The sequence below is a fragment of the Microtetraspora sp. NBRC 13810 genome, from assembly GCF_030268685.1.
Classification (GTDB): Bacteria; Actinomycetota; Actinomycetes; order Streptosporangiales; family Streptosporangiaceae; genus BSRQ01.
Window position 1 is genome coordinate 305221 of the sequence record NZ_BSRQ01000004.1, and the last position, 25642, is coordinate 330862.

Genomic DNA, 25642 nt, shown 5'->3' on the forward strand with positions numbered 1-25642 from the left:
CCGGGGGCGGGAAAGGGAACGGCGATGCTGAAACGCGGCAAGTCTCTTAAAACAGGGACCCGGAGGTCCAAACGCCTCAAAACGGAGTCACCGGACACCTCCCCGCCGCCGGACACCGACCTGACGAAGACCAGGCGGACGGATCCCGACTCGTCGGACGACGGCAGGCTCGACGGCATCACCGGTCTCGGCGGCCTCGGTGGCCTCGGCGGTCTCAGCGGTTCCGGCGGCCTCGGCGGCAGGACCGGCCCGCTGACCACCGACCTCGGGCGCACCGGCATCGGTTCGGACGGCCTCGGCCTCGGCGCCGACACCGGCGCGGACGACGGCCGGGACCGCGACACCCGCACCACCGGCGTGAGCGGCCCCACGACGAGCGCCCCGGCGACCGGCGGCGCCCCGGCCACGGGCCCGGCGGGCGGCGCATCCGGAGGCACGGCCCCCCTGCCGTTCTCCGGGACGCTCACGGTCCAGGCGCACAGACTGCCCACCGGCGCCACCGTCCGCCTGCGCCCCCGGATCGAACTCGCGGGCGCGGACGGCGGCAAGACGGTCAAGAGCATCCTCATCAGCCGGCTTCAGCGCACGCCCTCGCCGTTCCCCGGCCGGATGGGCGACCACACGGTCGCCTGGCAGACCGTCGTGGACGCGGTACGCGCCTCGCTGCACGGCAGGCCCGTCGCCGACGCGGTGCAGGCTCTCCGCGCGCTGCAGAACGCGGTGTGGCTGGGCGGCACGTCCGCCGGGCTGCGGCAACTGGGCCGGCTGGACAGGGAAGACATCATCAGACGGGTGCCGCTGCTGGAGGACGCCGCACACCGGGTGCACCTCCACTGCGAGCGGGCGTACGCCGCCACCGATCCCGGGGTGGCCACCCGGGAGCTCGCACTGGCCGTCGCGCAGCACCTCACCTATCTGAACTACCTGCCGTTCGCCACGGTCCCGGCCGCCTCCGACCGCGGTTCCAAGGGCTCCGGCGAGGGCACCTTCCGCAACGTCCTCGTCGAGTACGAGCACCAGACCGCGACGGCGCGGAAGGCGGCCAGGGAGGCGGCCGCGACGAGGGCGGCGGAGATCGTCGCGGCGGGCGGCACACCGCCTCCCCCGGCGCCGGCGCCGGCGGCGACCCCGGCCGAGGTCTCAAGGCTGCGCACCGCGGTGTGGCGGATGTTCGCCTTCGACGCCGCGCTGCGTGTCGCGCACGTCGAGTACGTGCTGAACCCCGCCGCGGCTCTCGAGGCCGGCAGGCAGTACGGCACGCTGACGGCGGTCCAGGACCAGCTGAACGTCATGCTGAGCCTGATAGCCGAGAAGGTCCCCATGACCTACGACGCCGCGGAGGGAGTGGACCAGGCCGCGAAGAACGCGAAGGCGGTCGCCTCCGAGAAGAACGTGTTCCATGCGATCTACCGGGCGGCGAACCTCCTTGAGCAGAAGAGCGGCGCGCTCCGGAACAACCTCGGGCAGGTGAGCAAGGGAGGCATCACCACCGTCCGGGCGAACGCCGCCCGCAAGGAGATGGACTCCACCCTGTACACGAACGCGCTCGCGGACGCCAGGGAGGTGGCGGAGAGCGTCGCGAAGATCGGCACCGACGCCCCGGCCCACGCGGCCGACCTGCTCTCCTATCTGCTGTACAAGCACCTGCGCGCGGTGGCCACCGCGTACCCGCGCTCGCTGCTGGCGAGCGGCTTCCCCGCCCCGACCGGGACGACGCTCGGCGCGGATGTGGCGGCCGCCGTCGCGGTGCAGCTCGACAGCGCCATCAGGGCGGAGTTCGCACTCTTCTTCAAGACGGGCACCCCGGCGAAGCTCGCCCCTCTGCTGGCGGAGGTCCGGTCCCGGCTCGGCGCCATGCCCGGGATCCCCATGGCGGACGACCCCGGCGACTGGGCGGCCGACGCGGCCGGCACCGACCTGGTGGTGGAGTACACCGACCAGGTGGACGCGCCTCTCAGGATCAACGGCCGCGCCCCGGCTCCCCAGGGCGTGGCGGGCATGGGGTGTCACACGACGGCCTGGGTGATCGAGAGCCAGCACGCCAGTGCCATCGTCCATACGGCACTCCGCACGAGGAAGGAGCCGGTAGAGGCGCTGCGCGCGGCCGTGCGCACCGATCTCACGTCGTCGCTCATCCGGCTCAGCGACGTGCTGCCGATCGACCAACTTGAGGGACGCCAGCTCATCGAGCTGTTCGGCGAGGCGTTCACCGTGCTGACGACGACCGATGTCGCCACGGCCGCCACCGCGTACCTCTCCTTCCGCAACCTGCTGCCCTACGCCACGGTCAACGAGGGCGACCGGGCGGGCCATGCCGAACGCCAGGACGGCGGCCTGAAGGAGACCTTCGACGAAGGGGCGCTGGAGGAGGCCGCCGAGATCAAGCAGCAGGAACTCCTCGACTCCGCCGAGGACGAGAACAAGGAGGAGAACGAGGAGGAGAGCAAGGGCGACGACGACGGCGGCGGCGAAAGCGCCGAGGAACCCCCTCTGACCCTCTCGCAGAGGCTGAACGACTCGGCCGCCCTCCTGCGGGCGGAGTTCGATGCCCGCTGGACGACCGACTCCGACATCGGCACGGCGGTGGACCTCGTCTACCAGGACCTGGTCGACATGGCGATGGCGCTGCTCAAACCCACCGCGGACGAGCTCAAGGAGGTCGGGGCGAGTGCCGTGGAGCGGATCACGACCGTCAGGCGCGCCGAGCACGAGAAGGTCTGGAAGGCGGTCATGAGCTACCGGAGGCGCATCGGGCTGACCACCGGGTGACCGCGGCCCGCCTGCCGCGGTCACCCGGCCGGTTCAGTGCGCCGGGCCGGACTTCGCCGTCGCCGTGGCCGGCTGCGGGCCGCTCTCCGCCGGGGGCGTGGCCGCCCCGGTGGGCGGGACGTGCCGGAGCAGCACGGCGGCGAGGATCGCCCCGGCGGCGGCGATCCCGGCGGCGGTGGCGGCGCTCGCGTTGAGCCCCCCGGCGAACGCGTCCCCGGCGGCCCGCAGCAGCGCCTCGCCCACGTCGGCGGGCAGGTGCCCGGCGGCGGCGATCGCGCCGTCGAGGTTGTCGCCCGCGGCGGACGCGGCCTCGGCCGGCACTCCCCGCGGCATGCTGTCCGCCATCCGGCCGGTGTAGGCGGCGGCGCCGATGCTGCCGACGATCGCGACGCCGAGCGAGATGCCGAGGTCGTTCACCGTGGAGGCGAGTCCCCCGGCGGCGCCCGCCTTCTCCGGCGGAACCGACCCCACGACGAGGTCGGTGGTCAGCGCCATGGACGGCGCGACCGCGGGATAGAGCACGACGAACCCGGCGATCAGCAGCCCGACGGAGGTGGCGCTGCCGATCTGGGTGAACAGCAGATAGCCGACCACCTGGATCGCCAGGCCGGCCGCGATGACGTACCCGGGGCGGATCCGGCGGGCCAGGATCGGGGAGGAGGTGGCCACGACGATCAGGACCAGCGCGGCGGGCAGGATCGCGAGCCCGGCCTGGATCGGCGACAACCCCTTCACCAGTTGCAGGAACTGCGTGAACAGCAGGTACACGCCGCCCAGGCCGGTGGCGGAGAGGATGAAGACCACCAGCGCGCCGCTGACCGTGCGGTTGCGGAACAGCCGGACGTCCAGCAGCGGCGCCGGCGAGCGGAGCTGCCGCAGGACGAACCAGACGCCGAAGAGCACGCCGGCCACGACGCTCCCGGTGGAGACGAGCGCCGAGGAGGCCGCGGCGAACGACTTGACGCCGTAGATGAACGGCAGCAGCGTCGCGAGCAGCAGGATCGCGCTGAACACGTCCACCCTGGCGCCGCCGGAGCCGTGGTGGCGGGGCAGCAGCAGCGGCGCGCCGATGGCGACGACCGCCATGACCGGCACCGCGACGAGGAAGGTCGCCCGCCAGGAGAACGCCTCCAGCAGCAGCCCGGACAGCAGCGGGCCGAGGGCGACGCCGGCGGAGATGCCCGCGGCCCAGGTGCCGATGGCGACGCCGCGCTGCCTGGGATCCAGGAACATCGTGAAGATGAGGCCGAGCGTGGCGGGCATCTGCATGGCGGCGGCCAGGCCGAGCAGCGCACGCCAGACGATCATCATCGCCGGGTTCTCGGTGAGGGCGGCGAGCACCGAGACGACACCGAAGATCGCGGCGCCGAGCATCAGCAGGTTCCGGTGCCCGATCCGGTCGGCGACCGAACCCATCAGGACCAGGAACCCGGCCATCAGGAAGCCGTAGACGTCCAGGATCCACAGCGTCTGCGTGCCGCTGGGCCGCAGGTCCGCGGCGAGATCGGGGATCGCCAGGAACAGAATGGTCAGCATCATGAACAGGAGTGACGCGGGCAGGACCAGGAGTCCCAGCGCCATCCACTCCCTGCGCCCGGCACGTGCCGGCGCCTGACTGGACATCGGTATTCCTTCCCAGCGGTCACCGGGCGGCAGCTTCGGTGCCCTGGGCCCGCGATCCCGCCGTGGTCGACTGAGGATTGGATACCCCTAGGGGGTAGTGGTATTCAACGTACGGGTGGGGGGTATCGGTGTCAACCCGGCGACGGGCCGGTGGACGCGACCGGTCCGCGCAGGTGGCGCGAGAGCGCGTTCCGGAACTTCGCCGAGGATCGCCGGACAACGCCGAAAGGGCCCTCCGCGTGGAGGGCCCTTCCCGCCGGGCGCGGGTGCGGGTCAGGAAGGGACGAGGCGGGCTCGGACGCCTCCTTTCAGGAACGGACGAGGCGGGCGATGGCGTCGGACGCCTCCTTGACCTTGGCCTCGGCCTCGGGGCCGCCCTTCGCCGCGGCCTCGGCGACGCAGTGGGCCAGGTGCTCCTCCAGCAGCGGGAGGGCGAAGGACTGCAGGGCGCGGGTGGCGGCCGACACCTGGGTGAGGACGTCGATGCAGTACTTGTCCTCTTTCACCATCCGCTGCAGGCCCCTGATCTGGCCCTCGATCCGGCGCAGCCGCCGCAGGTGGTCCTGTTTGGCGTGAGTGTATCCGGCCATGTCCTCGCCTCCGCTCGGTTCCCCGTGGCGCCACAACACCCCTACCCCCCATCCGTATTCCGGCACGCCGGCGAGGCGCGTCCGCCGCCGGCACGAGTCATCGGGGACGCCCCGGCGGCACTCTCTTTACCAAACCCGATATGTCGCGCCTTAGTGGGTAGTAGGGGTCCACGCGATTTCTAGAGGAGGAATCTCCGATGGGCTGGAGTTACCGGAAGTCGATCAAGGCCGGGCCCGTCCGGCTGAATCTGTCCCGCGGCGGCGTGGGGCACAGCTGGGGCAACCGGCTGTTCCGGGTCACTCGCACGGCCGACGGCCGCCGCACCCTGACGGTCAACCTGCCCGGCGGCCTTCACTGGCGCAAGACCCTCAGCAGCCGCTCCCGCTGAGCCGCGGCGCCCGTACGGGCGGTCCGCGATCCGGCCCGGAGACACCCGCGCGGGCGTGCCTCCGGGCCGTCGCGCGTCCTGCGGCGGCTTCGTGGTCGGGCGCGTGGTCGTCGCGTGCCCACTCGGCGAACGTGCGCGCGGGCTTGCCCGTGACGTCTGTGGTGGTCGGCGTCGGTTCCAGCGTGGCGCTCTCACCCGGGAGTCCGTAGCCTCTACGGTAACCGTCTAATCGCTGGTGAGCGTGGGTGGCGCCTGGGTTTGACCTTGACCCTGGGTCAGGGTGCACGCTGAACGGGTGACCAACTCCAACTCCACCTGGACCGGCATGGTGCCGGTCGACGACACCGCACTGGCCGCGACCGACACCGGTGGTCCCGGTCGTCCCGTGGTCTACCTCAATGGCCAGTTCGCCAGTCAGGCGTACTGGCGGCGCGTCGTCGCCGAACTCGGCGGCGGATACCGGCACATCACCTACGACATGCGGGCCCGCGGCAGATCGAGGCGTTCGGCCTCGGCCGCCTCGTTCGAGGCGCACGTCCGTGACGTCGACGCCGTCCTTGCGGCGAGGGGCGTGCACCAGCCGCTTGTGGTCGGCTGGTCCTACGGCGCGGCGGTCGCGGTGCACTGGGCCAACCGGCATCCGGACCGCGCCCTGGGGGTGGTGCTCGTGGACGGCGCCTTCCCGCACGACTACCCCGACGCTCCCCCGGAGCGGGTCCGGCGGATATGGCGCCGCTCCCGCTGGGTGCTGCCGATGCTCTCCAGGATGGGCATGGCCGCGAGGATGTCCGCCGAGTCGCATGCCCAGAGCAACATCGAGCTCATCGAGATCTGCGCCGCCCTCGGCCCGCTCCTGGACGGTGCGACCTTCCCGGTCCGGTACGTGGTCGCCACGGGCGCCAACCTCGGAGGCGGCCATGATGAGATGGAAAGCGCACGCGCCACCCTCGCCCCGGTGCTCGCCCGCAACCCCAACATCAAGGTGAGTGCGAAGGTCGCCAGCAACCACACCAAGATCCTGAACAAGGACTTCCGCGCGGTCGCGGACGCGGTTCGCGAGCTCGCAGGCACCCGGCGAGCGCCGGGTCGGCAGAGCAGATGACGGACGGCGTCACGATCGGCCAGGCGGCGGCCTTCGCCGGCGTCACGGTGAAGACCATCCGGCACTACCACCGGCACGGGCTGATCGACGAGCCCCGCCGCGACGTTTCCGGCTACCGACGCTACGCATCGGCCGACCTGCTGCGGCTGGTCCAGATCCGGACGCTGGCCGCCGCCGGCGTGCCGCTGGCCGAGATCGCGGCGATCCTCGACGCTGATCCCGACCGGTTCGCCGCCGTGCTCGTCGACGTCGAACGGCGCCTCACCGACCGGATCGACGACCTGATCGCGCGGCGTGGGACGCTGCGCCGGCTCGCCACCGGGGACCGGGCCCTGCTGCCGGACCGCGCTCTCGCCCTGCTGGACAAGGCCCCCGATCTCGGCTTCACCCCGGACGACGTGACGATGGCCAGGGAGGGCCTGGTACTGATCAAAGCCCTGGTGCCGGAGGGCTTCGACGACTACGTCTCCCGGATCGAGCGCGCCATCGACGACCCTCGGTACCTGTCCTTGATCAGGCGCATGTGGCGTGCTGCCGAGTGGGAGCCGGACGACCCCCGCCTCGACGAACTCGCCACGGCCGTCGCCGATCATTTCCTCGCCCATCCCGCACTGCTGCCCATCCCGGCCGGACTCCAGGCCCGCACCGACAGTGCGATCCGGTACAGCCTGCTCGCCCACCACGGACAGGAGCACAAGCCGGCCTGGACCCGGCTGACCGCGTTGATCGAAGCGCGTCTGCGCTCGGCCGGCATCGACGTCGCGGACCAGACTCCCGTGGACTGAACCCTGCCACAGGCTGCCCAAGATCGTTCGCCGCGGGAGACGGACAGGCTTGTGGGTCTGTTTCGGTCTTGACGCCCTCTCGGAGGGTCGACTACGAGCCTGCCCTGGCCCGTCCTGTCCTTCCCGCCCCTCTCGGTGCGGCCGGCATCGGGGGCTCGGCCGTTGCCGGGAGGGCCGCGGCGATGCAGTCGAGGACGCGCCGGAGCCCGTCCCGGAACTGGTCGTCGCGGCTCAGGTGCGGCTGGCGCGCCTCCATCACGATCTTGGTGAAGATCGGGTACTCCCCGCTCTTCACCAACCGGTCGACGTACGGGTAGCTCCGCGCCATCCACTCCGACTCGCTGAGCCCGCTGCGGCGGACTTCCTCGGCCGCACGGATCTCCTCGCGGACGGTGCCCTCGACGTAGCTGTTCAGCATGGCGACGAGGCCGAGGTTCTCGTCGATGGAGACGAAGGCGTCGAGCACTCCCATCAGCCGTTCGATCAAGAGCAGCTGGTTGGGGCCGAAGCTGGGGAGTGACCGCTGCACGGTGGCGATCCAGGGATGCCTCTGCCACATGACCCGCAGCCCGTCGGCGTAGCGGGTCAGGTCGGCGCGCCAGTCGCCCGAGGGCATGCCGGTGACGTCGATCTCGCCCATCAGCCGGTCGGCCATGAGCTCGACCAGGTCGCCGCGGCTCGGGACGTACCGGTAGAGGGACATCGCGCCGGCGCCGATCTCGGCGGCGATCCGCCGCATGGTGGCGGCCTCCAGCCCCTCGGCGTCGGCGATCCGGATCGCCGCCTCGGTGATCTGCGCGCGGCTGTAGACCGGCTTCGGCCCGCGGGCGGGGCGCTCGGGCCGCATCCAGATGTTCACGTACTCGGCGTCGGCCACCGTCTCCTCCCCCTTAGTTGCGTACATGGTACCCAGTAATCTAACCTGACCCGCAACCGCGTACAACGTACCCAGTGGAGGGGTCATGCCTGATCCGATCGTGGTCGCCGAGGGGCTGCACAAGTCCTTCGGCGACACCCATGCGCTGCGGGGGCTGGACCTGAGCGTTCCGAGAGGAACGGTCTGCGGCGTGCTGGGGCCCAACGGCGCGGGGAAGACGACCGCGGTGCGCATCCTGGCGACCTTGTCCGATCCCGATGCCGGGCATGCCCGCATCGCCGGATACGACGTCGTCCGCGAGGCCGGCGAGGTGCGGGCCAGGATCGGGCTCGCGGGCCAGTACGCCGCCGTGGACGAGAAGCTCACCGGCCGCGGCAACCTGCGCATGTTCGGGCGCCTCTCCCACCTGTCCCGGCGCCAGGCGCACCGGCGGGCCGACGAGCTGCTCGAACGCTTCGGCCTGATGGACGCCGCCGATCGGCAGGTCGCCGGCTACTCCGGCGGCATGCGCCGCCGACTCGACCTGATCACCTGTCTCATCCTGCGCCCCGACGTGCTCTTCCTGGACGAGCCCACCACCGGCCTGGACCCGCGCAGCCGCGGCGAGATCTGGGACAGCATCCGCGAGCTGGTGGCGGACGGCACCACGGTGCTGCTCACCACGCAGTACCTGGACGAGGCCGACCAACTGGCCGACGACATCGCCGTCGTCGACCACGGGCAGGTGATCGCCACCGGCACGCCCGACGAGCTGAAGGCCACGATCGGCGACCGCCTCGACGTCACCCTCGAAGACCCCGCCGCGCTGCCCGCGGCGGCGACCGTCCTGAACACCCTGGCCGGCACCGAACCCACGACGACCGACGCCGACCGGCTCAGCGTCGCCCTGCCCGCCACCGGCCTCCGGCTCGCCGACATCGTGCGCGAGCTCGACCACGCCGGAGTCGCCGCCGCCGATGTGAGCCTGCGCCGCCCCACCCTCGACGAGGTGTTCCTGCGCCTCACCAACCGCAAGGAGCCTGCCCGATGACCGCCCTCACCACGCCACTGGGCCGCCTGCGCTGGACACTCACCGACGGGCTGACCCTGGTCGGCCGCGAGCTGGGCCGGCTGCGGCGGGAGCCCGGACAGATCGTCGCTGCGCTGGTCTTCCCGGTCATCATGGTGGTGCTGTTCGGGTACGTCTTCGGCAGCGCGATCCAGGTGCCGGACGGCGGCGACTACCGCGAGTACCTCATGCCCGGCCTGTTCGCGATGGTGACCTTCTCCGCGTGGCTGGGGGTCATGACGCGGATGGCCGCCGACGCCTCCCGTGGGGTGATGGACCGGTTCCGCTCCATGCCGATGGCGCGTTTGGCGGTGCCGTTCGGGCAGACCGGCGCCGACCTGCTGACCGGCCTGCTGATGCTGGCCATCATGGTGGGCGCGGGGCTCCTGGTGGGCTGGCAGCCGCACCGCGGCCTGATCCCCACGGCCCAGGCGTTCCTGCTGATGATCGTGCTGCGGTACGCGCTGAGCTGGGTGGGCGTCTATGTGGGCCTGGCGGTGAAGAACGACCGGGTCGCCGACGCGCTGGTGCCGCTGGGCCTGCCGTTCACGATGCTGTCCAACGCGTTCGTGCCGACCGGCGGCATGCCGGGCTGGCTGCGCTTCCTGGCCGACTGGAACCCGGTGAGCGCGCTCACCGCCGCCTCACGGGAGCTGTTCGGCAACCCGGGCGCCCCGTCCGGAGACGTGGCCTGGCCACTCGCGCATCCGGTGACCGCCGTCCTGCTCTGGTCGGCCGCACTGCTGGTGATCTTCGTCCCGCTGTCGCTCCGCGCCTACATGCGCAGAGGACGCTGAACGCACCCTCGCGCCGAGCACCGACGACGGCCGGCAGAGGCTCCAGCGGCGGTCCGGAAAAGAATCTCGCGGTGGCTGTCACGGGTCCGCGGGCTGTCCGGTCTTAGCTGGCGACCGGTCGCAAGGAGTGGCTCGGCCGGATCCGACCCACCGCGACCGGCTCGACCGGGCCGTTGACGAAAGGCTGTGCCATGTCCGAACCGAGATCGACCGTGTGGCAGACGGCACTCACCGTGCTGCAGGAAGTCGAACCGCCGTTCATCCCCGAAGGGGCGCACGTGATGACCGTGGTCATCGAGTACCCGCCCGGCGACCCCGGAGCGCCGCCGCATCGCCACCCCGGGCCCGCCTTCGGCTACGTCGTGGAGGGCGAGATGCTGATGGAGCTGGAGGGCGAGCCGGAGCGGGTGATCCGCGCCGGCGAGGCGTTCTGGGAGCCGGGTGGAGATGTCATCCACTACCAGGACGGCAACAACCGCGACAACATCCCGCTCAGGTTCACCGTCACCATGCTGTGCGACCCGGGCAAGCCGATGCTCGTCCTGGTGGATGACGAAGAACTCGCCCAGCGTCAGGACCGCCGCGCCCCTCGCCCGTCTTGAGCCACCTGTGCAGAACAGGTGAGCGCTTCGAGCAGTCCGGTGACGAGGTCGAGGTGGAAAGGACGACCCCAGACGCGGCGATCACGCATGCCCTTGGCGGACCCACCCTTCCGACGAACGAGGAAAGACACGATGAAACACTCACAACCGTCAGCGCGTGCCGTTCCCGGCTCGCCGCCCCGGATCGGCACGCTCGACAGCCTCCGCGAGCACCTGCAGTGGGCGATCGAGCTGGAACACGCGACCCTGCTGCCGTACCTGTGCGCCCTGTACTCCCTCGACCCGGAACGGAACCCGGAAGCCGTCCAGTTGGTGGGCGGCGTCTTCGCCGAGGAGATGCTGCACCTGGCACTGGCCGCGGCTGGTCGCGGTCACGGACCTGGCCTCGGCGCTGGCGGCGCTGGAGGAGATCGTCGAGCAGGGCGAGGGCACCGCCCGCGGCGAGGTCTGGGACGGCGACCGGGACGTCTTCCACCCCGACCGGGACGAGGTCGCCCACTACTACCGGTTCCAGGAGCTCAAGATCGGCCGGCGGTACCGGCGCGGCGACACCCCGCAGTCCGGCCCCACCGGCGAGACGATCTCCGTGGACTGGGGCGGCGTACTCCCGATGAGACGCAACCCGCGGCCGGCCGACCACGCGCCGGGCAGCGCGATCCGCACGGCACAGGAGGAGTTCGACCACACCTACTGCACGCTCCTGAACCTGCTGGAGCAGGCGTTCAACGGCAGCCCGGGCCAGTTGGCGGCCGCCACCGGCACCATGTACGCGCTCAAGGCCCAGGCCCAGACCCTGATGCACCTGCCCGACGAGGACGGCACCACGGCCGGGCCGGTCTTCGCCTACGTGCCGCCCGAATCACGCCGGTGACCGCCGGCGACGGCGCCCGGCCGTCGTGCCCCTCGACGGCCGACGCGTCCCGTACGACGGCGTCCCGTACGCGATGCATCGAAGCGGCGAGCGCGGCACGATTACCGTGGGCGAGTAGACGGCGATTCGGCCGCGGATGTCGAGAACGTGGCGGCGGCTCCGTCCCAGGGGCACAGCGACCACGAGCGGCCGCGCGAGAGCAGAGGACGACGAGTCATGGACCCCAAGCAGATCGCACAGGAACTGGCCGACGCCCACGAGCTGTTGAGCCAGGCGTCAATGGCGCGGCTGGCATACAACGGACTCGACGGGCGGCCACGCGTCGTCCCGATCGGGATCTTCTGGACCGGCGACGAGATCGTCATGTCCACCGCGGCCACGGCGCCCAAGGTAAAAGCGCTGTCCGCCCGCCCCGAGGTCGCCCTGACCATCGACGCCGGCGACAGCCCCGGCTCGGCCAGGACACTGTCGGTGCGCGGCGTCGTGCACCTCACCATCGTCGACGGGGTGGTCCCGGAGTACCTCGCGGCCGCGCGGAAGAACTTCGACGCCGAGTACGCGGCCGAGTTCGAGCGGAACTGCCGGGCTATGTACGACCAGATGGCACGTATCGCGGTCGAGCCGCAGTGGGCACGGTTCTACGACTTCGGCGCCGGCCGAGTGCCGCAGTTCCTCGCCGAACTCGCCAAGAAGTCGAGTTGACGCGGTGGCGCGTCGTCGGTAGCGGTGATCGGTGACCAGCCGGGCGTTCAAGGTGTCCACGCCTCGACGCGGGGGGTCGCCTGCCATTCGCGCGGGGACATGCCGTAGGCGGCGTGGAACGCCCGGCTGAAATGGGCTGGGCTGACGAAGCCTCACCGGTGGGCGATGGCGGCCACGGTCGGCCGGGCCCGCCCCGGACGGCTGAGTTCCCGACGGCATTCGTCCAGACGGCGGCGGCGAATCCAGCCGCTCACGGTGGTGCCCCTCGTCTGGAAGAGGCGTTGCAGGTGGCGTACGGAGATGTGATGGGCGGCGGCGATCCTCTCTGTGGAGAGTGCCGGATCTGCCAGGTGCGCGTCGATGAAGGACTGGATCCGCAGCATCAAAGTTTTCCTGGGGAGCGCCTGTCGTGGCGGTGTCCCGGCCGAGCTGTTCGGCGACGACGGTGGTGATCAGGTCTCCCACGTTGCGGGCGAGCATCTCGGCGACGTCGGAGCAGCAGGCGTCGGCTTCGGACGCCAGCCCGGACAGGATCGGACGCCAGCCCGGACAGGAAGGGCAGCACGGTCCCGGCCAGGCCCCGATCGGTTCTCATCATGACCGCGGTGATGCGCCGGAGCTCGGCTTCGGAGAGCCCGACCGCCCGGCGGGACACGCGGAACACCATCGTCTGGAAGCGATCGGTGAAGTTCCACGTGTACGGGCGGGTCGTGTCGTGCAGGGCGAACTGCCCCGGGCTCAGCAGCGCGCTCCGCCCGTCCTGGAGGACCACCCCTGTTCCGCGGGTCAGCAGACAGAGCTGCAGGTACTCGCCCTGGGACGCCGCGATCAGGCGTTTGCTGCGCCGGACGAGGTAGCGGTCGGCGTCCGCGGCCACCGGCTGGAATACGTCATCGGCGCCTGCCTGGCACTGGCCGCCCTCCTGTGGACGTGGGCGACCTGGCGGATGGCCGGCCGCGTCCTGCGGCCGGTGGCGGCCATCCGGCGGAAGGTGTCGCAGATCACGGAGAAGGACCTGTCCCCGCGAGTGCCGGAGCCGCCCGGTCACGACGAGATCGCCCAGCTCGCCCGTGCCGCCAACCGGACCCTCGACCGGCTCGAGACGGCCGTGCGGCACCAGCGCCAGTTCGCCTCCCTCGTCGCCCACGAACTCAGGACCCCGCTCACCGGCCTGCGAGCCGGGCTGGAGGAGGCGCTGCTGTACCCGCGTGAGTCCGACTTCCAGGAGACGATCGAGAACTCACTGGTGATCGCCGACCGCCTGCAGGGGATCACCGACGACCTGCTGGTCTTCACTCGCATCCGCGACGCCCCCGTCACCCTGGAACCGGTCGATCTCGGGGCGCTCGTGACGGACGAGGCCGGGGCGCGGCACGGGTTCGTCCCCGTGCACGCCCGCGCCCAGCACGGCGTCATGGTCCACGGCAACCGCATCCAGCTGATCGGTGTCCTGACGAACCTGCTGGTCAACGCGCAGCGGCACGCGGAGTCCGCGGTGGAGGTGACCGCCGAGCGATCCGGCGGCCAGGCGGTGGTGACCGTGCTCGACGACAGCGACGGCGTCGCCCCGGAGGACCGCGAGCGCGGCGGATCCGGCCGCTGAAGCGGCGGGTTCGACCGGCGGGCGGCGGCTTTCCGGCGGAGGCGGCAGCGAGGAGCAGCCGGACCGCACGTCGGCGGATGCTTTGTAGGACAGCGTCGTCGAATCCCAGGGGCCGATTCTCCGCCCTGGATCCGGCCGCGCTCTGGCCGGGATCCGGCGGCTGGAGGGCGCATGGCATGCGAGGGGTGATCACGGTCAGGCTCGGGTGCGTCAGGGCGGGTGGGTCAGGACGGGGGCGGCCGGGTCGGGACACGCGTGCGGCTCGCGCCGCCCGGCCGGGCGGCGCGAGCCGCACGGGGGATCAGACGCGGGTGATGCGGATGGCGTCGGCGACGACGTAGCCGACGCCGGAGGTCCAGCGGCTCGCGCTCACGATGTTCTGGTCACCGGCGCTGAGGGAGAAGGTGCCGATGCTCCGCCAGGCGCCGCCGCCGGAACGCTGGTCCACGTAGACGGTCCGGTTGCCGCCCGAGGTGGCCACGATGTACGGGGCCGAGCTGTTGTAGCCGGGATCGGCGGGGTACCAGACCTCCACCCGGTAGGTGCCGGCGCTGGGGATGGTGGCCCGGTACCAGGCCGGGTCGCTGGCGGCGACCGGGGCGGCGAACCGGTAGTCGGCGCCGTGACGCTGGCTGGAGAAGGTCGAAGTGCCCCAGTTGGCGCTGGCGGTGAACTTGCCCGCCGTGGTGTTGTCGACGGTGACCGACCACGGGGTGCCGCCGCTGTTGCCGGTCACGTACTGCATGTACTTGGTCCAGTTCCAGTTCGGACCGGGGTCGGTGTGGGTCGCGCCCGGGACCTGGTTGTGCCCGACGATGTGCGACCGGTCCTTGGGGATGCCGTACTTGTCGCAGATGTAACGGGTCAGCGCGGCGGAGGACCGGTACATCGCCTCGGTGAACCAGGAGGCGTCGTTGACGAAGCCCTCGTGCTCGATGCCGATGGACCTGCCGTTGAAGCTGGTGGCGTGCCAGGCGATGTCCTTGTCGCGGACCATCTGGGTGATGGCGCCGTCGGAGGAGCGCACGACGTAGTGCGACGAGACGTTGGAGCTGGCGTTCTGGAACCAGGAGATGGTGCCCGCGTAGGACCCCTGGGTCACGTGGATGACGACCCGGTCGATGGGCTGGCTGCTCTCCCGGTTGGAGACGGCGTAGTTCCCGGAGTTCGCCGGCACCCAGGCCGCGTCCGGGTAGTCGGGGCTGGCGGCGCGGGCGTTGAGGTCGCGGGCCCGGGCGTAGGCGCCCCGGTCCGCGGTCACCTCCTGGGACTCGACGCTCACCCCGGCCGCCTGGAAGCCGGTGCCGAGGAACTCGTAGACGGTGTCGGCGTAGAGCCTGGCCACCTCGGGACTGGTGGCGTTGCCGTACGCGGCGACGGCGGGGTACCAGCGGCCGATGTCCTTGCGGGCGGACGCGTCCAGGCCGAGCTTGTCGGCGTGCGAGCGCAGGACCGCGGCCCCGCCCATCACGTTGGCCGCGTCGTCGGTGCGCAGGTCCGCGGCCGGCAGCCCGGTGAGCTCCGCGGCCTGCTCCAGGGTGCGCGTGGTGGGGTTGCTGACCAGGTGCATCACACCGTAGCCGCCGCTCGCGCTGGGCTTGCCACGGTGGCCGTCGAGATGGGTCTCCGAGTAGGCGACGGCGACAAGAAGATCACGGGGTACGCCGTGCTCGGCCGCGGCGCGGTCGAACGCGGTGGCCAGGGGGCTCGGGGCCGCGGCGGTCGCCGGGCTGCCGGGGAGCACCAGCAGGGCGGTGAGCAGGCAGGTCGCCAGTGCGGCTAATCGGGTCCGGGCGAGCGTCATGATCGCTCCTCGTTCGGGGGTGCCAACGGCTGCACAGTAAGGTCTATTCCTGACAAATGTCGATAATTGACATTACTGGCATACTCAAAGAAAATTTCTGCCCGAACCAGGACCAAAAGCTATTATGCCGCGCCTGCCGCGCGACGTCCCGGATCTGCTCCGTTTGCCCATCCCCCGCCCCGGACCGGCCCGCTGACCTGCTCGGCGACCGACGCGACAGCCGTACGGCCCCGCCGTCAGCGGCAGGCGGGTCGCTCAGTATCCGAAGGACCGCATCGCCCCGGCGCGCACGGGACTGCACAGGTGCGTGTTAAGGGGCCGCGCCGGTCCTGGCGAGGCCACCACCCCAGCCTCCAAGCCGCGCGGGCCGAGGTCGCGGAACCGCGGCGATTTTGTTTCCCCAGGTCACCGGGTGCACAACAAACACCACGCGTACTAAACCAGGATCGACGTAGTCAACAAGTACAACGCAGTCGCGAGCAGCAGGGGTCCCGGTAGTATCGGCGAAATTTTCAACGGATATGCAGGTCAGAGCTCTCTTAGCCCACCTTCCAGGCTGTGCCCGAAGATCCGCCGACCTGCATATCCGTTGTTCCTCGTCGTCACTACTGGGACCCCAGGTGACTGCACGCCGGCGATGCCGGCACGTAAGCCCGCCCGTACCAGAGCCTTTGCCCGCGCCCTTGAGGTCTCCGGGATCGTCCCGTCCCGTGAGACGTCCACCGCCGCTTCCGGGGCGATGTCGAAGGGCCCCTTGTGGCTCTACCCCACATCGGATGGAAGGTGTCAGTGAACAAATCAGTCAGCCCACCGAAGCGGCCACGACCTGCCCGTCGGCAGGTCGCGATGGCAACGGTGCTCACGATGGCAGCGTCGCTGCTGGTGGCGGGGGTGACCGGCGCCGCGCAGGCGGATCCCGGCCCTGCCGCCGGTCCCGCCGAACCGGCGTTGACCGCGTTCCCCCGGCCGGCGGACCCGGACGCGCCGCTGCGCGCGGCAATCACGGAAGCCAGAAAGCAGAACAAACCGGTGGCGGTCGAGGCCACCTTCACCGAGACCTCCCGCACGTGGGCCTATCCGGACGGGCATCTGGCCACCCAGTCCTACAGCGGCCCCACCCAGCTTCAGCACGATGACGGCTCCTGGGCGTGGATCGACACCACACTCGAGGAAAAGGACGGCGTCCTGAAACCTCGGCTGGCCAAGGCCGGCCTACGGCTGTCGACCGGCGGCTCCGGCCCGTTCGCCAGCATGAGGGTGGGACGCCAGGACAGCTTCGGCCTGTCCTGGCCGACCCCGCTGCCCAAGCCGCTGATCAAGGGCAACGTGGCCACCTACGCAGGCGCGGCCGGCCCGTCGGCGGACCTGGTGGTGACCGCGCTGGCCACCGGCTTCCGGCACGACGTGGTACTGCGCGAGCGGCCGACCGGGCCGGTGGAGTTCCGGCTGCCGGTACACGCCCCGAATCTCAAGCTCAAGCTGACCAAGTCCGGCGGGCTGTCCCTGTCCGGCGCCAAGGGCAAGAAGGTGGCCTCCGCACCCGCCCCGCGCATGTGGGACGCGGTCGCCGCCCAGCCCGCCGCCCAGCAGCCGGGCCGGGAGGCCAAGGTCGCCACCGAGGTGCGAACCAAGGACGGCGACACCGTGCTCGTGCTCAAGCCGGACGCTGAATGGCTGGCCGATCCGGCCACCAAATACCCGGTGACGGTCGATCCCACCACCACCCTGGGCGTGACCCAGGAGGTGGGCATCACGTCGCCCGACTATCAGACCAATCCCGGCGTGGTCGACCGTTGGACCGACGGCGAAGAGGACCACGTCACCCGGTGGCTGATGGCCTTCGACACCGCGCCGATCTCCAACCGCCAGGTGATCAATGCCACCATGCAGTTGCGGCTACGTGAGGCCGCCGACTGCATCGACTTCCAGGGCGTGGCCGCGCGGCGGATCACCTCCGCGTGGGTGGCCGACGACACCTTCTGGGAGGACCAGCCCACCACCACGGGTGAGGGGCGGGCGTACGTCGACTCCTGTTCGGTGCCGCTGTCCGCGGGATCGGTGTGGAGCTGGAACCTGACCGCGATGGCCCAGGCCTGGGCCTCCGGAACGGCCAACCACGGGCTGATGCTCAGCCTGGCCGAGGAGTTCCCGGTCCCCCACTTCGACGGCGGGTATTACTCGTTCTGGCCGCAACTGTTCGGTCAGAACGTGCCCAAGCTCAGCGTGGACTGGGTGCTGCCGCCCGAGATCCCCACGGTCAGCGCCGAATCGATCGACTCCATGGCCGGCAACGACGCCATCGCGCGCAGCACCAGCGTCAAGGTGACCTACAAGTCCAGCGTCCCTGAGACGACCGGCCTGGACTACACGGTGACCGTCAACGACTCCACCATGGCGCCACCCGCCCCGCAGCTCCCGACGGGTGAGGCGGCGTACTGGAAGCTCGACGAAGCCTCCGGCGGCACCGCCACCGACGCCTCCGGCAACAACCGGACCGCCACTCTCTACGGCGCCTACAGCCGGGTCCCCGGCCAGCTCGGTCAGGCCGTGAAGTTCACCGACGAAGCCTACGCCGCCACCGGCGGACCGGTGCTCAACACCAACCAGAGCTGGACCGTGGCCGGATGGGTACGCCTGGACAGCAGCCTCACCAGCCAGGCCGTCTGGTCCCAGATGGGGGTCAACGTCCCCGGCTTCACCCTCTCCTACACCGCCTTCGACGCCTCCGAGTTCGACCAACGCTGGCTGCTGTCCTTCGTCACCCAGGACAACTCCGACCAGATCCATGAGCAGGCCGTCGAATCCGAGAACCTGGCCAAGATCGGTCAGTGGACCCACCTGACCACCCAGTACGACGCCGGCGCGCACAAGATCCGCCTGTACGTCGACGGCGAGCTGGCCGGCGAACGCGACCACACCGTCGGCTGGAACGCCCGTGGCCCCTTCCGGATCGGCCGCGGCCTGGGCGACGAAGGCGACCTCTCCCTGGATGGCGCGGTCGATGACGTGCACGTCTACCAGCGGGTGCTGAGCGTGGCCGACATCCGCGCCATGGTCGGAGTGCCGACCACCACCACCCACAACAACATCCCCTCCGGCCAGGTCCTGAACCAGATCTTCACCCTGGACAACCCGGCCAGCTTCAAGTTCGTGGTCAAGGCCTGCCGGACCGGCGTCGTCCCGCCGTCCTGCAACGAGAGCCCGGCCTACCGCATCACCAGCGACGCCCCCATGCTGCCGTCCGACACCGAGACCGGCATGGCCGACCCCAGCCAGCCGATCCTTTCCGGCATCGTCAACCGCCCCTCCGGCGGGCAGATGACGGCCAAGTACTACCTCTACGACAACCAGGGACTGCCCGTCGGCTCCGCACCGCTCGCCATCCGCACCGCCAACGGCGGCGAACGCGCCTCCGTCAAACTCCCGTTCAACACCGTACGGCCCGGCAGTACGTACAAGTGGCAGATGACCGCCTGCGCCACCAGCCCACAGGACGGCGGCGGCACCGGTCCCGACCCCGACCCGGACCCGGACCCCGATCCCGACCCCGACCCGGACCCCGACCCGGACCCGGACCCCGACCCGGACCCCGACCCGGACCCCGATCCCGACCCGGACCCCGACCCGGACCCCGATCCCGACCCGGACCCCGATCCCGACCCGACGCCGGTAGGGCTGGTCGCCGCCTACGGCATGAACGAGGGCACGGGAACGGCCGTCGCCGATGTCACCGGTGTCAACCACGGCAACGCCAAGGCCACGACCTGGGTGCCCGGCAAGTACGGCCAGGCGCTGTCCTTCAACGGCACCACCAGCTGGGTCAACATCCCGAGCAACCCCTCCCTGCGGCTGAGCACCGGGCTGACCCTGTCCGCCTGGGTCAAGCCCAGCGCGGTCAACGGCTGGCGACCCGTCATCGGCAAGGGGTACGAGTCCTTCCTGGACCTGTCCTACGCGCTGTACGCAGCCGCCTCAGGCGGTCCCGCCGGATGGTTCACCACCGCGGACGATTACTACGTCGTCGGAGGGGACAGCCCGCTGACCGCCAACACCTGGACACATCTGGCCGTCACCTTCAACGGCACCACCGCCACCCTTTACCGCAACGGCACCCAGACCGGCCAGAGCCCCGTCAACGGCCCCATCCTGACCGACGGCGGCGCCCTGCGCATCGGCGGCAGCACCGCCTACGACGGCGAGTACTTCCAGGGCGCCATCGACGACGTCCGCATCTACAACCGCGCCCAAACCGCCGCCCAGATCACCACCGACATGAACACCCCCCTCGGGGGTACGTCTCTGCCCGCCCGGTCAGCCGCCGAAGCGCCGGCCGTGAAGGGTACCGAGTCGTCGGACGGCGCCGTCCATGAGGTCTGCACTCCCAAGAGCGCCTTTGTCGAGTTCACCACCCCCGGTACGCCCTCGCCGGACCCGGTGGAGGATGTTCGGCACCTGACGCTGGGCAAGGACAGCTTCGTCTTCAAAACCGCCAAGACCGATCCGGCCGCCTGTGACGGTGAGCCGTGCACGGTCCAGGACTCGGCGATCATGCGAGTCGGCGGCTCGGGCACGGACAAGACCGCCACCGTCATCGGATTCAACCTGGCCGAACTGCCCGACGGTGCCGGAGTCTCGGAAGGCACGATGAAGCTGGGCACGCCCACGGCGGACTCGTGCGCCGGCGCCTGCCCCGCAGGGGTGATCATCACTGCCACACCCTTGCAGAATCCGGTCACCGGTCAGAGCAAGGGATCGGATCTGGCATCTGACGCGGTCGCAGACACCGAACCGTTCACCATGCCGTTGAACAACCCGCAAGCCGACATCGCCGGCAGCGAGTACCAGTGGCTGCTGATCACCTCCAACACAGAGGAGATGATCACCTTCGCGGATCCTTCCGCCACCGAGCAGCCGTCGCTGGCACTCACCTACCTTCCCGCAGGGCCTCCCAGCAAGGTGGTCAACCTCACCGCGTCCGGCGGCGACGCCAGTGCGGTGGCCAGCTGGGGCCTGCCGGAATCGAACGGCAGTGTCGCGATCCTGGACGGCTATGACGTCGAGGTGGTCGACAACGCAGGTACGACCGTCGAAACCATGGAAGTCAGCGACCCGCACGCCGCCATCGACGGCCTGACCAACGGTGTCACCTACACCATCAGGGTGCGGGCCAAAACCGCCTTCGGCGTCAGTGAGTGGGAGAGCACCACGGCCGTCACCAGAGCCGTTCCACCACCTCCCGAGCCAGGCGGGGGTTGTCTGCCCTTCCTTGAGCCCATGGCACGGACCAGTGCCACGGAGGTAACGGGAGCCCAGGCTTACATCGACCGGGTCAAGGCCTACTACGTGGCGCAGGACGCTGTATTGGAAGGTAGGGCGGACACGATCTGGGACGGTACCGGGGTGACGCCCTCCGCTCCCAGCACGGCGAAACTCTCCCTGCTGAACACCGCGCTTGTCGAAACCCGGGCCAGCCTGGCCGACCAGGGAATCACCCGTTCCGATTCCAGCGTCAACGTAACGAACGCGGTCGTCCAGCCGTCACCAGGCGGCGGCGTGAAGGTGACCGCCGAGATCAAGCGCAATTGGACCGAACAGAGCGACACCGGGAAGGCGCCGGCGGGCACGGCCGGGCAGGTAGAGCCAAGCGCGGCGACGATCAATATCCACGTCTTCGACAACTGCGGCAACATGACCGTCATCATCATGCCGCTGGAGGACTCGCGGGATCCGAGCGACTTCCGCGATGAGACGGGTGAATACTGTTCACACGATTTCGTCGAAGGCGAGATTCCCCCGTCCCGCCTGGCCGCGGGCCCGGCCGCGGCAGCCCCGGCTGTCTGTAGCGGTGAGGACTCCGCACCCGACCCGGCATGGTCCAAAGCGCCGGTCGATCACCGCCAAGGCAACCTGGTCTCGGGTTCGCTCGGCCGCCAACGGGTTTTCAGCACGGTGAACGGCCAGGAGCGAAGCACCCTCGACATCACCAAGACATGGGCGGTGAAGGCCTGGAGCGGCGCCTATTGGCCGCGGTCGTCGGGTCCGCTGAACACCTGGCAGAACAGGTGGCTCGTCGAGGGCTATCACAACTATCTCGAGATCTACCCCGCCTATTGGAAGAGATGGGATGTGGTAAAGAGGCAGTACGTATACGACGATCCGTGGCAGACGGCGTACGGGAAGTACGTGATGAAAAACTGGGGAATGCAGTTCGATTCCAAAGCCTGCTTCGGCGCCAAGTCCACGAATACGAAAAAGTCCGAGAGCGTCGACATCGGCCTGAGTGGCGGCACCGAGGGCCCCGTCGCCACGAGACGCGGCCGTGACGCCGGCGGTGGCACCGGCAGCGGAGGGCTGTCGTTCACCTACAGTTGGAGTGAAGAGGTCGACAGTCAGCACGCTCCCACCTGCGTCAGCTCCAAGGGCAAGCGTAAGCCGGGACACCTTCCCGTTCTGGACGTGCTCGTGCCCAACCTCAACGCCTATTGTCAGAATGCGGCGCCGGAAGCCTGTGAGGTGTACTCGTTCCGACACACGTTCACCGGGACGCTCGACCTGTCGTTCAGGGGGAGCAGCGGTCAGATGACACCTGCGCACATCCAGATCACCATGGACTGTGTCACTGTCAGACAACCTCAACTGGTGAGCGGTTTGAAGATTCAAGCACAACATAGGTGCGACTTCTGCACTACCGGGTCCGGCCTGAATCGGGGCGGTACGCCGCCCATCGAGTCCTGACCAAGCAGCGATGAAGGTGAGTGGAGGTCTTCTCCACTCACCTTCTCCACGCCGGCTCGTGACAACACCCCGTCAAAGCGAATCTTGAAGGCCGCGTCGCTCTCCCTTCCCGCCGGGGTCACGGCCGGCTCGGCGGCCGGGGTCACGTGCGGCTCCGGCGATCCGGATCCGGTTGGGGCGCCGCGAGTTCCACCGCCTCCGGCGGCGCCGAGGCGGCGTGGCGCGATGGGCGGGCGCGTTGCCCATGATGGCGGCCGAGGCCGCGGTCATCGCCAGGCCCAGCCCGGCCCCGGCCAGCAGCATCCCCGGCACGACCCAGAGTTGCCGGTCGAGCGGGAGGAACGGCCCGAGCCGCGCGGCGCGAGCACGGCCGCCGCGGCCAGTGCGACCAGCACCACGGGCACGTTGATCAGGAAGACCGAGCCCCACCAGAAGCGTTCAAGGAGCAGCCCGCCCAGGACCGGGCCGAGCGCGGCGCCGCAGACCGACATCGAGCCCCACACGCCGATCGCGATGTTGCGCTCCCGGGCGTCCTCGAAGGTGGTGCGGATCAGCGACAGCGTGGCGGGCATCATCGCCGCCGCGCCCACCGCGAGGAAGGCCCGCGCCCCGGCCAGCGCCCACGGCCCGGGGGCGAACGCCGCCGCCAGCGAGGCGGCGCCGAACAGCGCCAGACCGGCGAGGAACATCCGCTTGTGCCCGACGCGGTCGCCCAGCGTGCCCGCGCCCAGCAGCAGCCCGGCCATCACCAGCGGATACGCGTTGACGATCCACAGTTTCTGCGACGCGTCGGCGCGCAGCTCCGCCGTGAGCGTCGGCAGCGCGGTGTACAGCACCGTCATGTCCACCGAGATCAGCAGCAGCCCGGCCGACACCGTCACCAGCAGCCACCAGCGGTTCGCGCCGCTCATGTCTCCACCCATGTCTCTTCGCGGTCGTCGGGCACAGCGGGGTCAGGTGGTGTCAGGCGTGTCGGCCGCCTCGGCCAGGGCGGCCAGGCGTTCGCGCAGGGCCTGCCTGACCGGCTCGGACAGCGGGATCCCGCTGGTGGCCTCGAACAACCACAGCCCGTCGGCGGCCAGCCGGGCCAGGAACGGGTCGATGTCCCGCGGCTCGGCCGACCTTGGCACCGGGGCCCAGCGGCTCATCAGGTCCTCCCACACCTGGGCCAGCTCCGGGTGGCTCACCGACTCGACCATGAACGCCAGATCCGCCTTGCCCGCCCCGCCCGCGACGCTCACCCGCGCGTACACGGCGGCGGGGGTGCGCCCGGGTCAGCGGAGCAGCGGCCGTGCCGGGGCCGCGGCGCGGGCCATCTCGGCGAGGGTCAGCATGGCGTGCTCGGAGGGGCTCCCCGCCTCCGCCTGGACGGTGATGAGCTGCTGACCCGGCGAGCTGTTGACGTTGAACAGTTCGCAGGTCAGGGTCAGCTCGCCGATGTCCGGATGGCGCAGCCGCTTGGTCTCCCTGGGCATGCCGAAGACGTCGTGCCTGGCCCACATCCGGCGGAAGTCGGGGCTCTCCCGGCACAGCTCGCCGACCAGCTCGGTCAGGCGCGGGTCGTCCAGGTCGGCCCCGGCGACGGCGCGCAGGTGGGCGACCCTGGCCTCGGCGACCCGTTCCCAGTCCAGGTAGAACTCGCGGGCGGCCGGGTTCATGAAGGTCAGCCGCAGCAGGTTGTCCCCGTGCTCCTGCCCGCCGTAGAGGGCGCCCGCCAGCGGGTTGCACGCCAGCACGTCCATCCAGCGGCCGACCACCAGCGCCGCCGTGCTCGGCCAGCCGTTCATCATCCGCACCAGGTGCGGGCTGACCGCGACGTCGGCGGAGCCGGAGCGGCGCGGCCAGGGGCGGGCGAGCTCGCGCAGGTGGGCCGCGGCCTCGGGGCCGAGGGCCAGGGCCCGTCCGAGCGCGGCGAGGACCTGCTCGGACGGGTGGCGCTCGCGGCCCTGTTCCAGCCGGATGTAGTAGTCGGTGCTGACTCCGGCCAGCATCGCCACCTCCTGCCGGCGCAGCCCGGGCGTCCGCCGGTTGCCCGAGCACGGCAGCCCCACCTGGCCTGGAGCGGTGACCTCACGCCGGGCGCGGAGGAACTCGCCCAGCAACGTGCCGTTGTCCATTTCGTCACACTATGTCCGGCTTCGGCATCCAGGGTAGGTCTGCCGTTACCACCCTGGGCTCCCGCTAGGCGAGGACCTTGAGGCCGATCACACAGCCGACGATGCCGGCGACCAGGAGCAGCTTCACGGCGGAGAACGCCTCGGCGCCGGAGATCGTCGCGTAGGCGACGGTGAGCGCGGCCCCGATGCCGACCCAGACGGCATAGCCGGTGCCGACGGGCACCTCGCGGAGGGCGAAGCCGAGTCCGATCATGCTGAGCGCCAGCCCGGCGGCGAACACGGCGACGGGCACCGGCCGGGTGAACCCCTCGGACCTGTCCAGCGCCGCCACCCACACGGCTTCCAGCACACCGGACACCACCAGGACGATCCAGGCCATCACGGGCTCCTCGGCGCCGTCTTGTCTGGCCGGGTACGGCGCGCCTCGTCCGGGAGCCGGTCTGGGCTTCCCCGTCAGGATCTCACACTCCGGTTTCGCCGGCGGTGAGAGGCCCGTCGACGCACGGCGGACGTCTCACCGGCGTCCGGCACGGTGAGTGCGGGCGCCTCACCCGCGTCCGGCACGGGTGAGGCGCCCGCTTCGCCGGTCAGCAGGTGCCGAGCATCCCGTTCAGCGCCGTCTTCTCCGCGCTGTCCACGCTCAGGCCGTAGTACCACTTCACCTGGATCCAGGCGCGGGCGTAGGTGCACCGGAATCCGGCCAGCGGCGGCTGCCACTGCGCCGGGTCCTTGTCGCTCTTGGCCTGGTTCACGTTGTCGGTGACGGCCCACAGCTCGGGTCCGCCGAGGTCGTTGGCGTACGCCTGGCGCCGGGCGGTGGTCCAGGCCCAGGCGCCGGAGGCCCACGCCTCGGCGAGCGGCACCATGTGGTCGATGTCGACGTCGGACGCGGCGGTCCAGGTCGCGCCGTCGTACGGGCTGTACCACTGGCCGGAGACGGCGCAGCTCGAGTTGGTGGAGATGTTGGTGCCGTCGCGCTTGAGCACCTGCTCGCGGGTGTCGCAGGTGCCGGAGACGGTGATCCAGTGCGGGAAGAGGTCGCGGTCGTAGCTGGAGGCGTTGGACTCGGCGGCGACCGTCAGGGACGCCAGCCGGGAGGCCGCGGTGGCGGCGGAGGGGATGTTCGGCGGGACGGCCGCCGCCGGTCCGGCGGTGAGGCCGGCGACGAAGAGGACTGCCAGGGCGGCAGACAGGACAGAGACGACTCGGCGCATGCGAGCGGGTCCCT

Annotated in this window: 21 protein-coding genes, 3 pseudogenes and 1 riboswitch; of the genes and pseudogenes, 12 read left to right on the forward strand and 12 right to left on the reverse strand. The window is 70.6% G+C overall.

Going from position 1 to position 25642, the window contains the following annotated elements; translation table 11 throughout:
* Nucleotides 1-24: 24 nt before the first annotated feature.
* Nucleotides 25-2769: a hypothetical protein gene (locus QSK26_RS11050; protein ID WP_285774952.1), complete on the forward strand. Its 2745-nt coding sequence runs from the start codon at nucleotides 25-27 to the stop codon at nucleotides 2767-2769.
* Nucleotides 2770-2802: 33 nt separating this feature from the next.
* On the opposite strand, the gene QSK26_RS11055 is transcribed toward QSK26_RS11050, so the two are convergent.
* Nucleotides 2803-4392, reverse strand: a complete 1590-nt coding sequence (locus QSK26_RS11055) for an MFS transporter (RefSeq protein ID WP_285774953.1) — start codon at nucleotides 4390-4392, stop codon at nucleotides 2803-2805.
* 308 nt (nucleotides 4393-4700) lie between these two features.
* Entirely contained in the window at nucleotides 4701-4982 is a 282-nt protein-coding gene (locus QSK26_RS11060) for a metal-sensitive transcriptional regulator (RefSeq protein WP_285774954.1), read from the reverse strand.
* Nucleotides 4983-5179: 197 nt separating this feature from the next.
* Between QSK26_RS11060 and QSK26_RS11065 the strand changes: the two genes are divergently transcribed.
* The 3 genes from QSK26_RS11065 to QSK26_RS11075 all read left to right on the forward strand — a co-directional run bounded on the left by QSK26_RS11065 (nucleotide 5180) and on the right by QSK26_RS11075 (nucleotide 7258).
* Nucleotides 5180-5371: a DUF4236 domain-containing protein gene (locus QSK26_RS11065; protein WP_285774955.1), complete on the forward strand. Its 192-nt coding sequence runs from the start codon at nucleotides 5180-5182 to the stop codon at nucleotides 5369-5371.
* Nucleotides 5372-5651: 280 nt separating this feature from the next.
* Nucleotides 5652-6473 (forward strand): alpha/beta fold hydrolase, encoded by an 822-nt coding sequence (locus QSK26_RS11070; protein WP_352244310.1) that lies wholly within the window; start codon nucleotides 5652-5654, stop codon nucleotides 6471-6473.
* Nucleotides 6470-7258, forward strand: coding sequence for a MerR family transcriptional regulator (locus QSK26_RS11075; protein WP_285774956.1), 789 nt, complete (start codon nucleotides 6470-6472; stop codon nucleotides 7256-7258). Before QSK26_RS11070 ends, QSK26_RS11075 begins: the two co-directional genes overlap by 4 nt.
* 91 nt (nucleotides 7259-7349) lie before the next feature.
* Here the strand turns inward: QSK26_RS11075 and QSK26_RS11080 are convergent, their stop codons facing one another.
* Nucleotides 7350-8162, reverse strand: coding sequence for a TetR/AcrR family transcriptional regulator (locus tag QSK26_RS11080; protein WP_285774957.1), 813 nt, complete (start codon nucleotides 8160-8162; stop codon nucleotides 7350-7352).
* Nucleotides 8163-8220: 58 nt separating this feature from the next.
* Here QSK26_RS11080 and QSK26_RS11085 point away from each other — a divergent pair, with 58 nt between their 5' ends.
* From QSK26_RS11085 to QSK26_RS11105, 6 genes and pseudogenes are all read left to right on the forward strand, one after another.
* Nucleotides 8221-9165 (forward strand): ATP-binding cassette domain-containing protein, encoded by a 945-nt coding sequence (locus QSK26_RS11085; protein ID WP_285774958.1) that lies wholly within the window; start codon nucleotides 8221-8223, stop codon nucleotides 9163-9165.
* Entirely contained in the window at nucleotides 9162-9980 is an 819-nt protein-coding gene (locus QSK26_RS11090) for an ABC transporter permease (RefSeq protein WP_285774959.1), read from the forward strand. Before QSK26_RS11085 ends, QSK26_RS11090 begins: the two co-directional genes overlap by 4 nt.
* 191 nt (nucleotides 9981-10171) lie before the next feature.
* Nucleotides 10172-10582, forward strand: a complete 411-nt coding sequence (locus QSK26_RS11095; RefSeq protein ID WP_285774960.1) for a cupin domain-containing protein — start codon at nucleotides 10172-10174, stop codon at nucleotides 10580-10582.
* Nucleotides 10583-10714: 132 nt separating this feature from the next.
* Nucleotides 10715-10877: pseudogene (locus QSK26_RS41750) on the forward strand (ferritin-like domain-containing protein); the annotation flags it as partial.
* A 66-nt stretch (nucleotides 10878-10943) separates the two neighbouring features.
* Nucleotides 10944-11453, forward strand: coding sequence for a ferritin-like domain-containing protein (locus QSK26_RS11100; protein ID WP_352244317.1), 510 nt, complete (start codon nucleotides 10944-10946; stop codon nucleotides 11451-11453).
* Between the two features lie 216 nt (nucleotides 11454-11669).
* Nucleotides 11670-12155, forward strand: a complete 486-nt coding sequence (locus QSK26_RS11105; protein WP_285774962.1) for a pyridoxamine 5'-phosphate oxidase family protein — start codon at nucleotides 11670-11672, stop codon at nucleotides 12153-12155.
* A gap of 47 nt (nucleotides 12156-12202) precedes the next feature.
* Here QSK26_RS11105 and QSK26_RS41755 read toward each other — a convergent pair.
* The 3 genes and pseudogenes from QSK26_RS41755 to QSK26_RS41760 form a co-directional block, all read right to left on the reverse strand.
* Nucleotides 12203-12301: pseudogene (locus tag QSK26_RS41755) on the reverse strand (helix-turn-helix transcriptional regulator); the annotation flags it as partial.
* A gap of 6 nt (nucleotides 12302-12307) precedes the next feature.
* Complete coding sequence (locus QSK26_RS11110) at nucleotides 12308-12538, reverse strand: helix-turn-helix domain-containing protein (RefSeq protein WP_285774963.1); 231 nt, start codon at nucleotides 12536-12538, stop codon at nucleotides 12308-12310.
* Entirely contained in the window at nucleotides 12538-12987 is a 450-nt protein-coding gene (locus tag QSK26_RS41760) for an AraC-like ligand-binding domain-containing protein (protein ID WP_352244318.1), read from the reverse strand. The genes QSK26_RS11110 and QSK26_RS41760 overlap by 1 nt, the downstream gene beginning before the upstream one ends.
* Here QSK26_RS41760 and QSK26_RS11115 point away from each other — a divergent pair.
* On the forward strand, nucleotides 12871-13758 hold the full coding sequence (locus tag QSK26_RS11115) for a histidine kinase dimerization/phospho-acceptor domain-containing protein (protein WP_285774964.1): 888 nt from the start codon (nucleotides 12871-12873) through the stop codon (nucleotides 13756-13758). The two genes, QSK26_RS41760 and QSK26_RS11115, sit on opposite strands and share 117 nt — an antisense overlap.
* Before the next feature lie 301 nt (nucleotides 13759-14059).
* On the opposite strand, the gene QSK26_RS11120 is transcribed toward QSK26_RS11115, so the two are convergent.
* A complete protein-coding gene (locus tag QSK26_RS11120; RefSeq protein WP_285774965.1) occupies nucleotides 14060-15562 on the reverse strand; it encodes a golvesin C-terminal-like domain-containing protein in 1503 nt (500 codons plus the stop codon).
* An 864-nt stretch (nucleotides 15563-16426) separates the two neighbouring features.
* Between QSK26_RS11120 and QSK26_RS11125 the strand changes: the two genes are divergently transcribed.
* Nucleotides 16427-22297 (forward strand): LamG-like jellyroll fold domain-containing protein, encoded by a 5871-nt coding sequence (locus QSK26_RS11125; protein WP_285774966.1) that lies wholly within the window; start codon nucleotides 16427-16429, stop codon nucleotides 22295-22297.
* A 332-nt stretch (nucleotides 22298-22629) separates the two neighbouring features.
* Here QSK26_RS11125 and QSK26_RS11130 read toward each other — a convergent pair.
* The 5 genes and pseudogenes from QSK26_RS11130 to QSK26_RS11150 all read right to left on the reverse strand — a co-directional run.
* A pseudogene (locus QSK26_RS11130) lies at nucleotides 22630-23208 on the reverse strand (MFS transporter); the annotation flags it as partial.
* A gap of 42 nt (nucleotides 23209-23250) precedes the next feature.
* Nucleotides 23251-23550, reverse strand: a complete 300-nt coding sequence (locus tag QSK26_RS11135; RefSeq protein WP_285774967.1) for a hypothetical protein — start codon at nucleotides 23548-23550, stop codon at nucleotides 23251-23253.
* A gap of 21 nt (nucleotides 23551-23571) precedes the next feature.
* On the reverse strand, nucleotides 23572-24414 hold the full coding sequence (locus QSK26_RS11140) for a helix-turn-helix transcriptional regulator (protein ID WP_285774968.1): 843 nt from the start codon (nucleotides 24412-24414) through the stop codon (nucleotides 23572-23574).
* Nucleotides 24415-24478: 64 nt separating this feature from the next.
* Nucleotides 24479-24793, reverse strand: coding sequence for a DMT family transporter (locus tag QSK26_RS11145; RefSeq protein ID WP_285774969.1), 315 nt, complete (start codon nucleotides 24791-24793; stop codon nucleotides 24479-24481).
* Nucleotides 24794-24803: 10 nt separating this feature from the next.
* Nucleotides 24804-24865: riboswitch (guanidine-III (ykkC-III) riboswitch) on the reverse strand.
* A 136-nt stretch (nucleotides 24866-25001) separates the two neighbouring features.
* Complete coding sequence (locus tag QSK26_RS11150; protein ID WP_285774970.1) at nucleotides 25002-25628, reverse strand: HNH endonuclease family protein; 627 nt, start codon at nucleotides 25626-25628, stop codon at nucleotides 25002-25004.
* Nucleotides 25629-25642 lie beyond the last annotated feature (14 nt).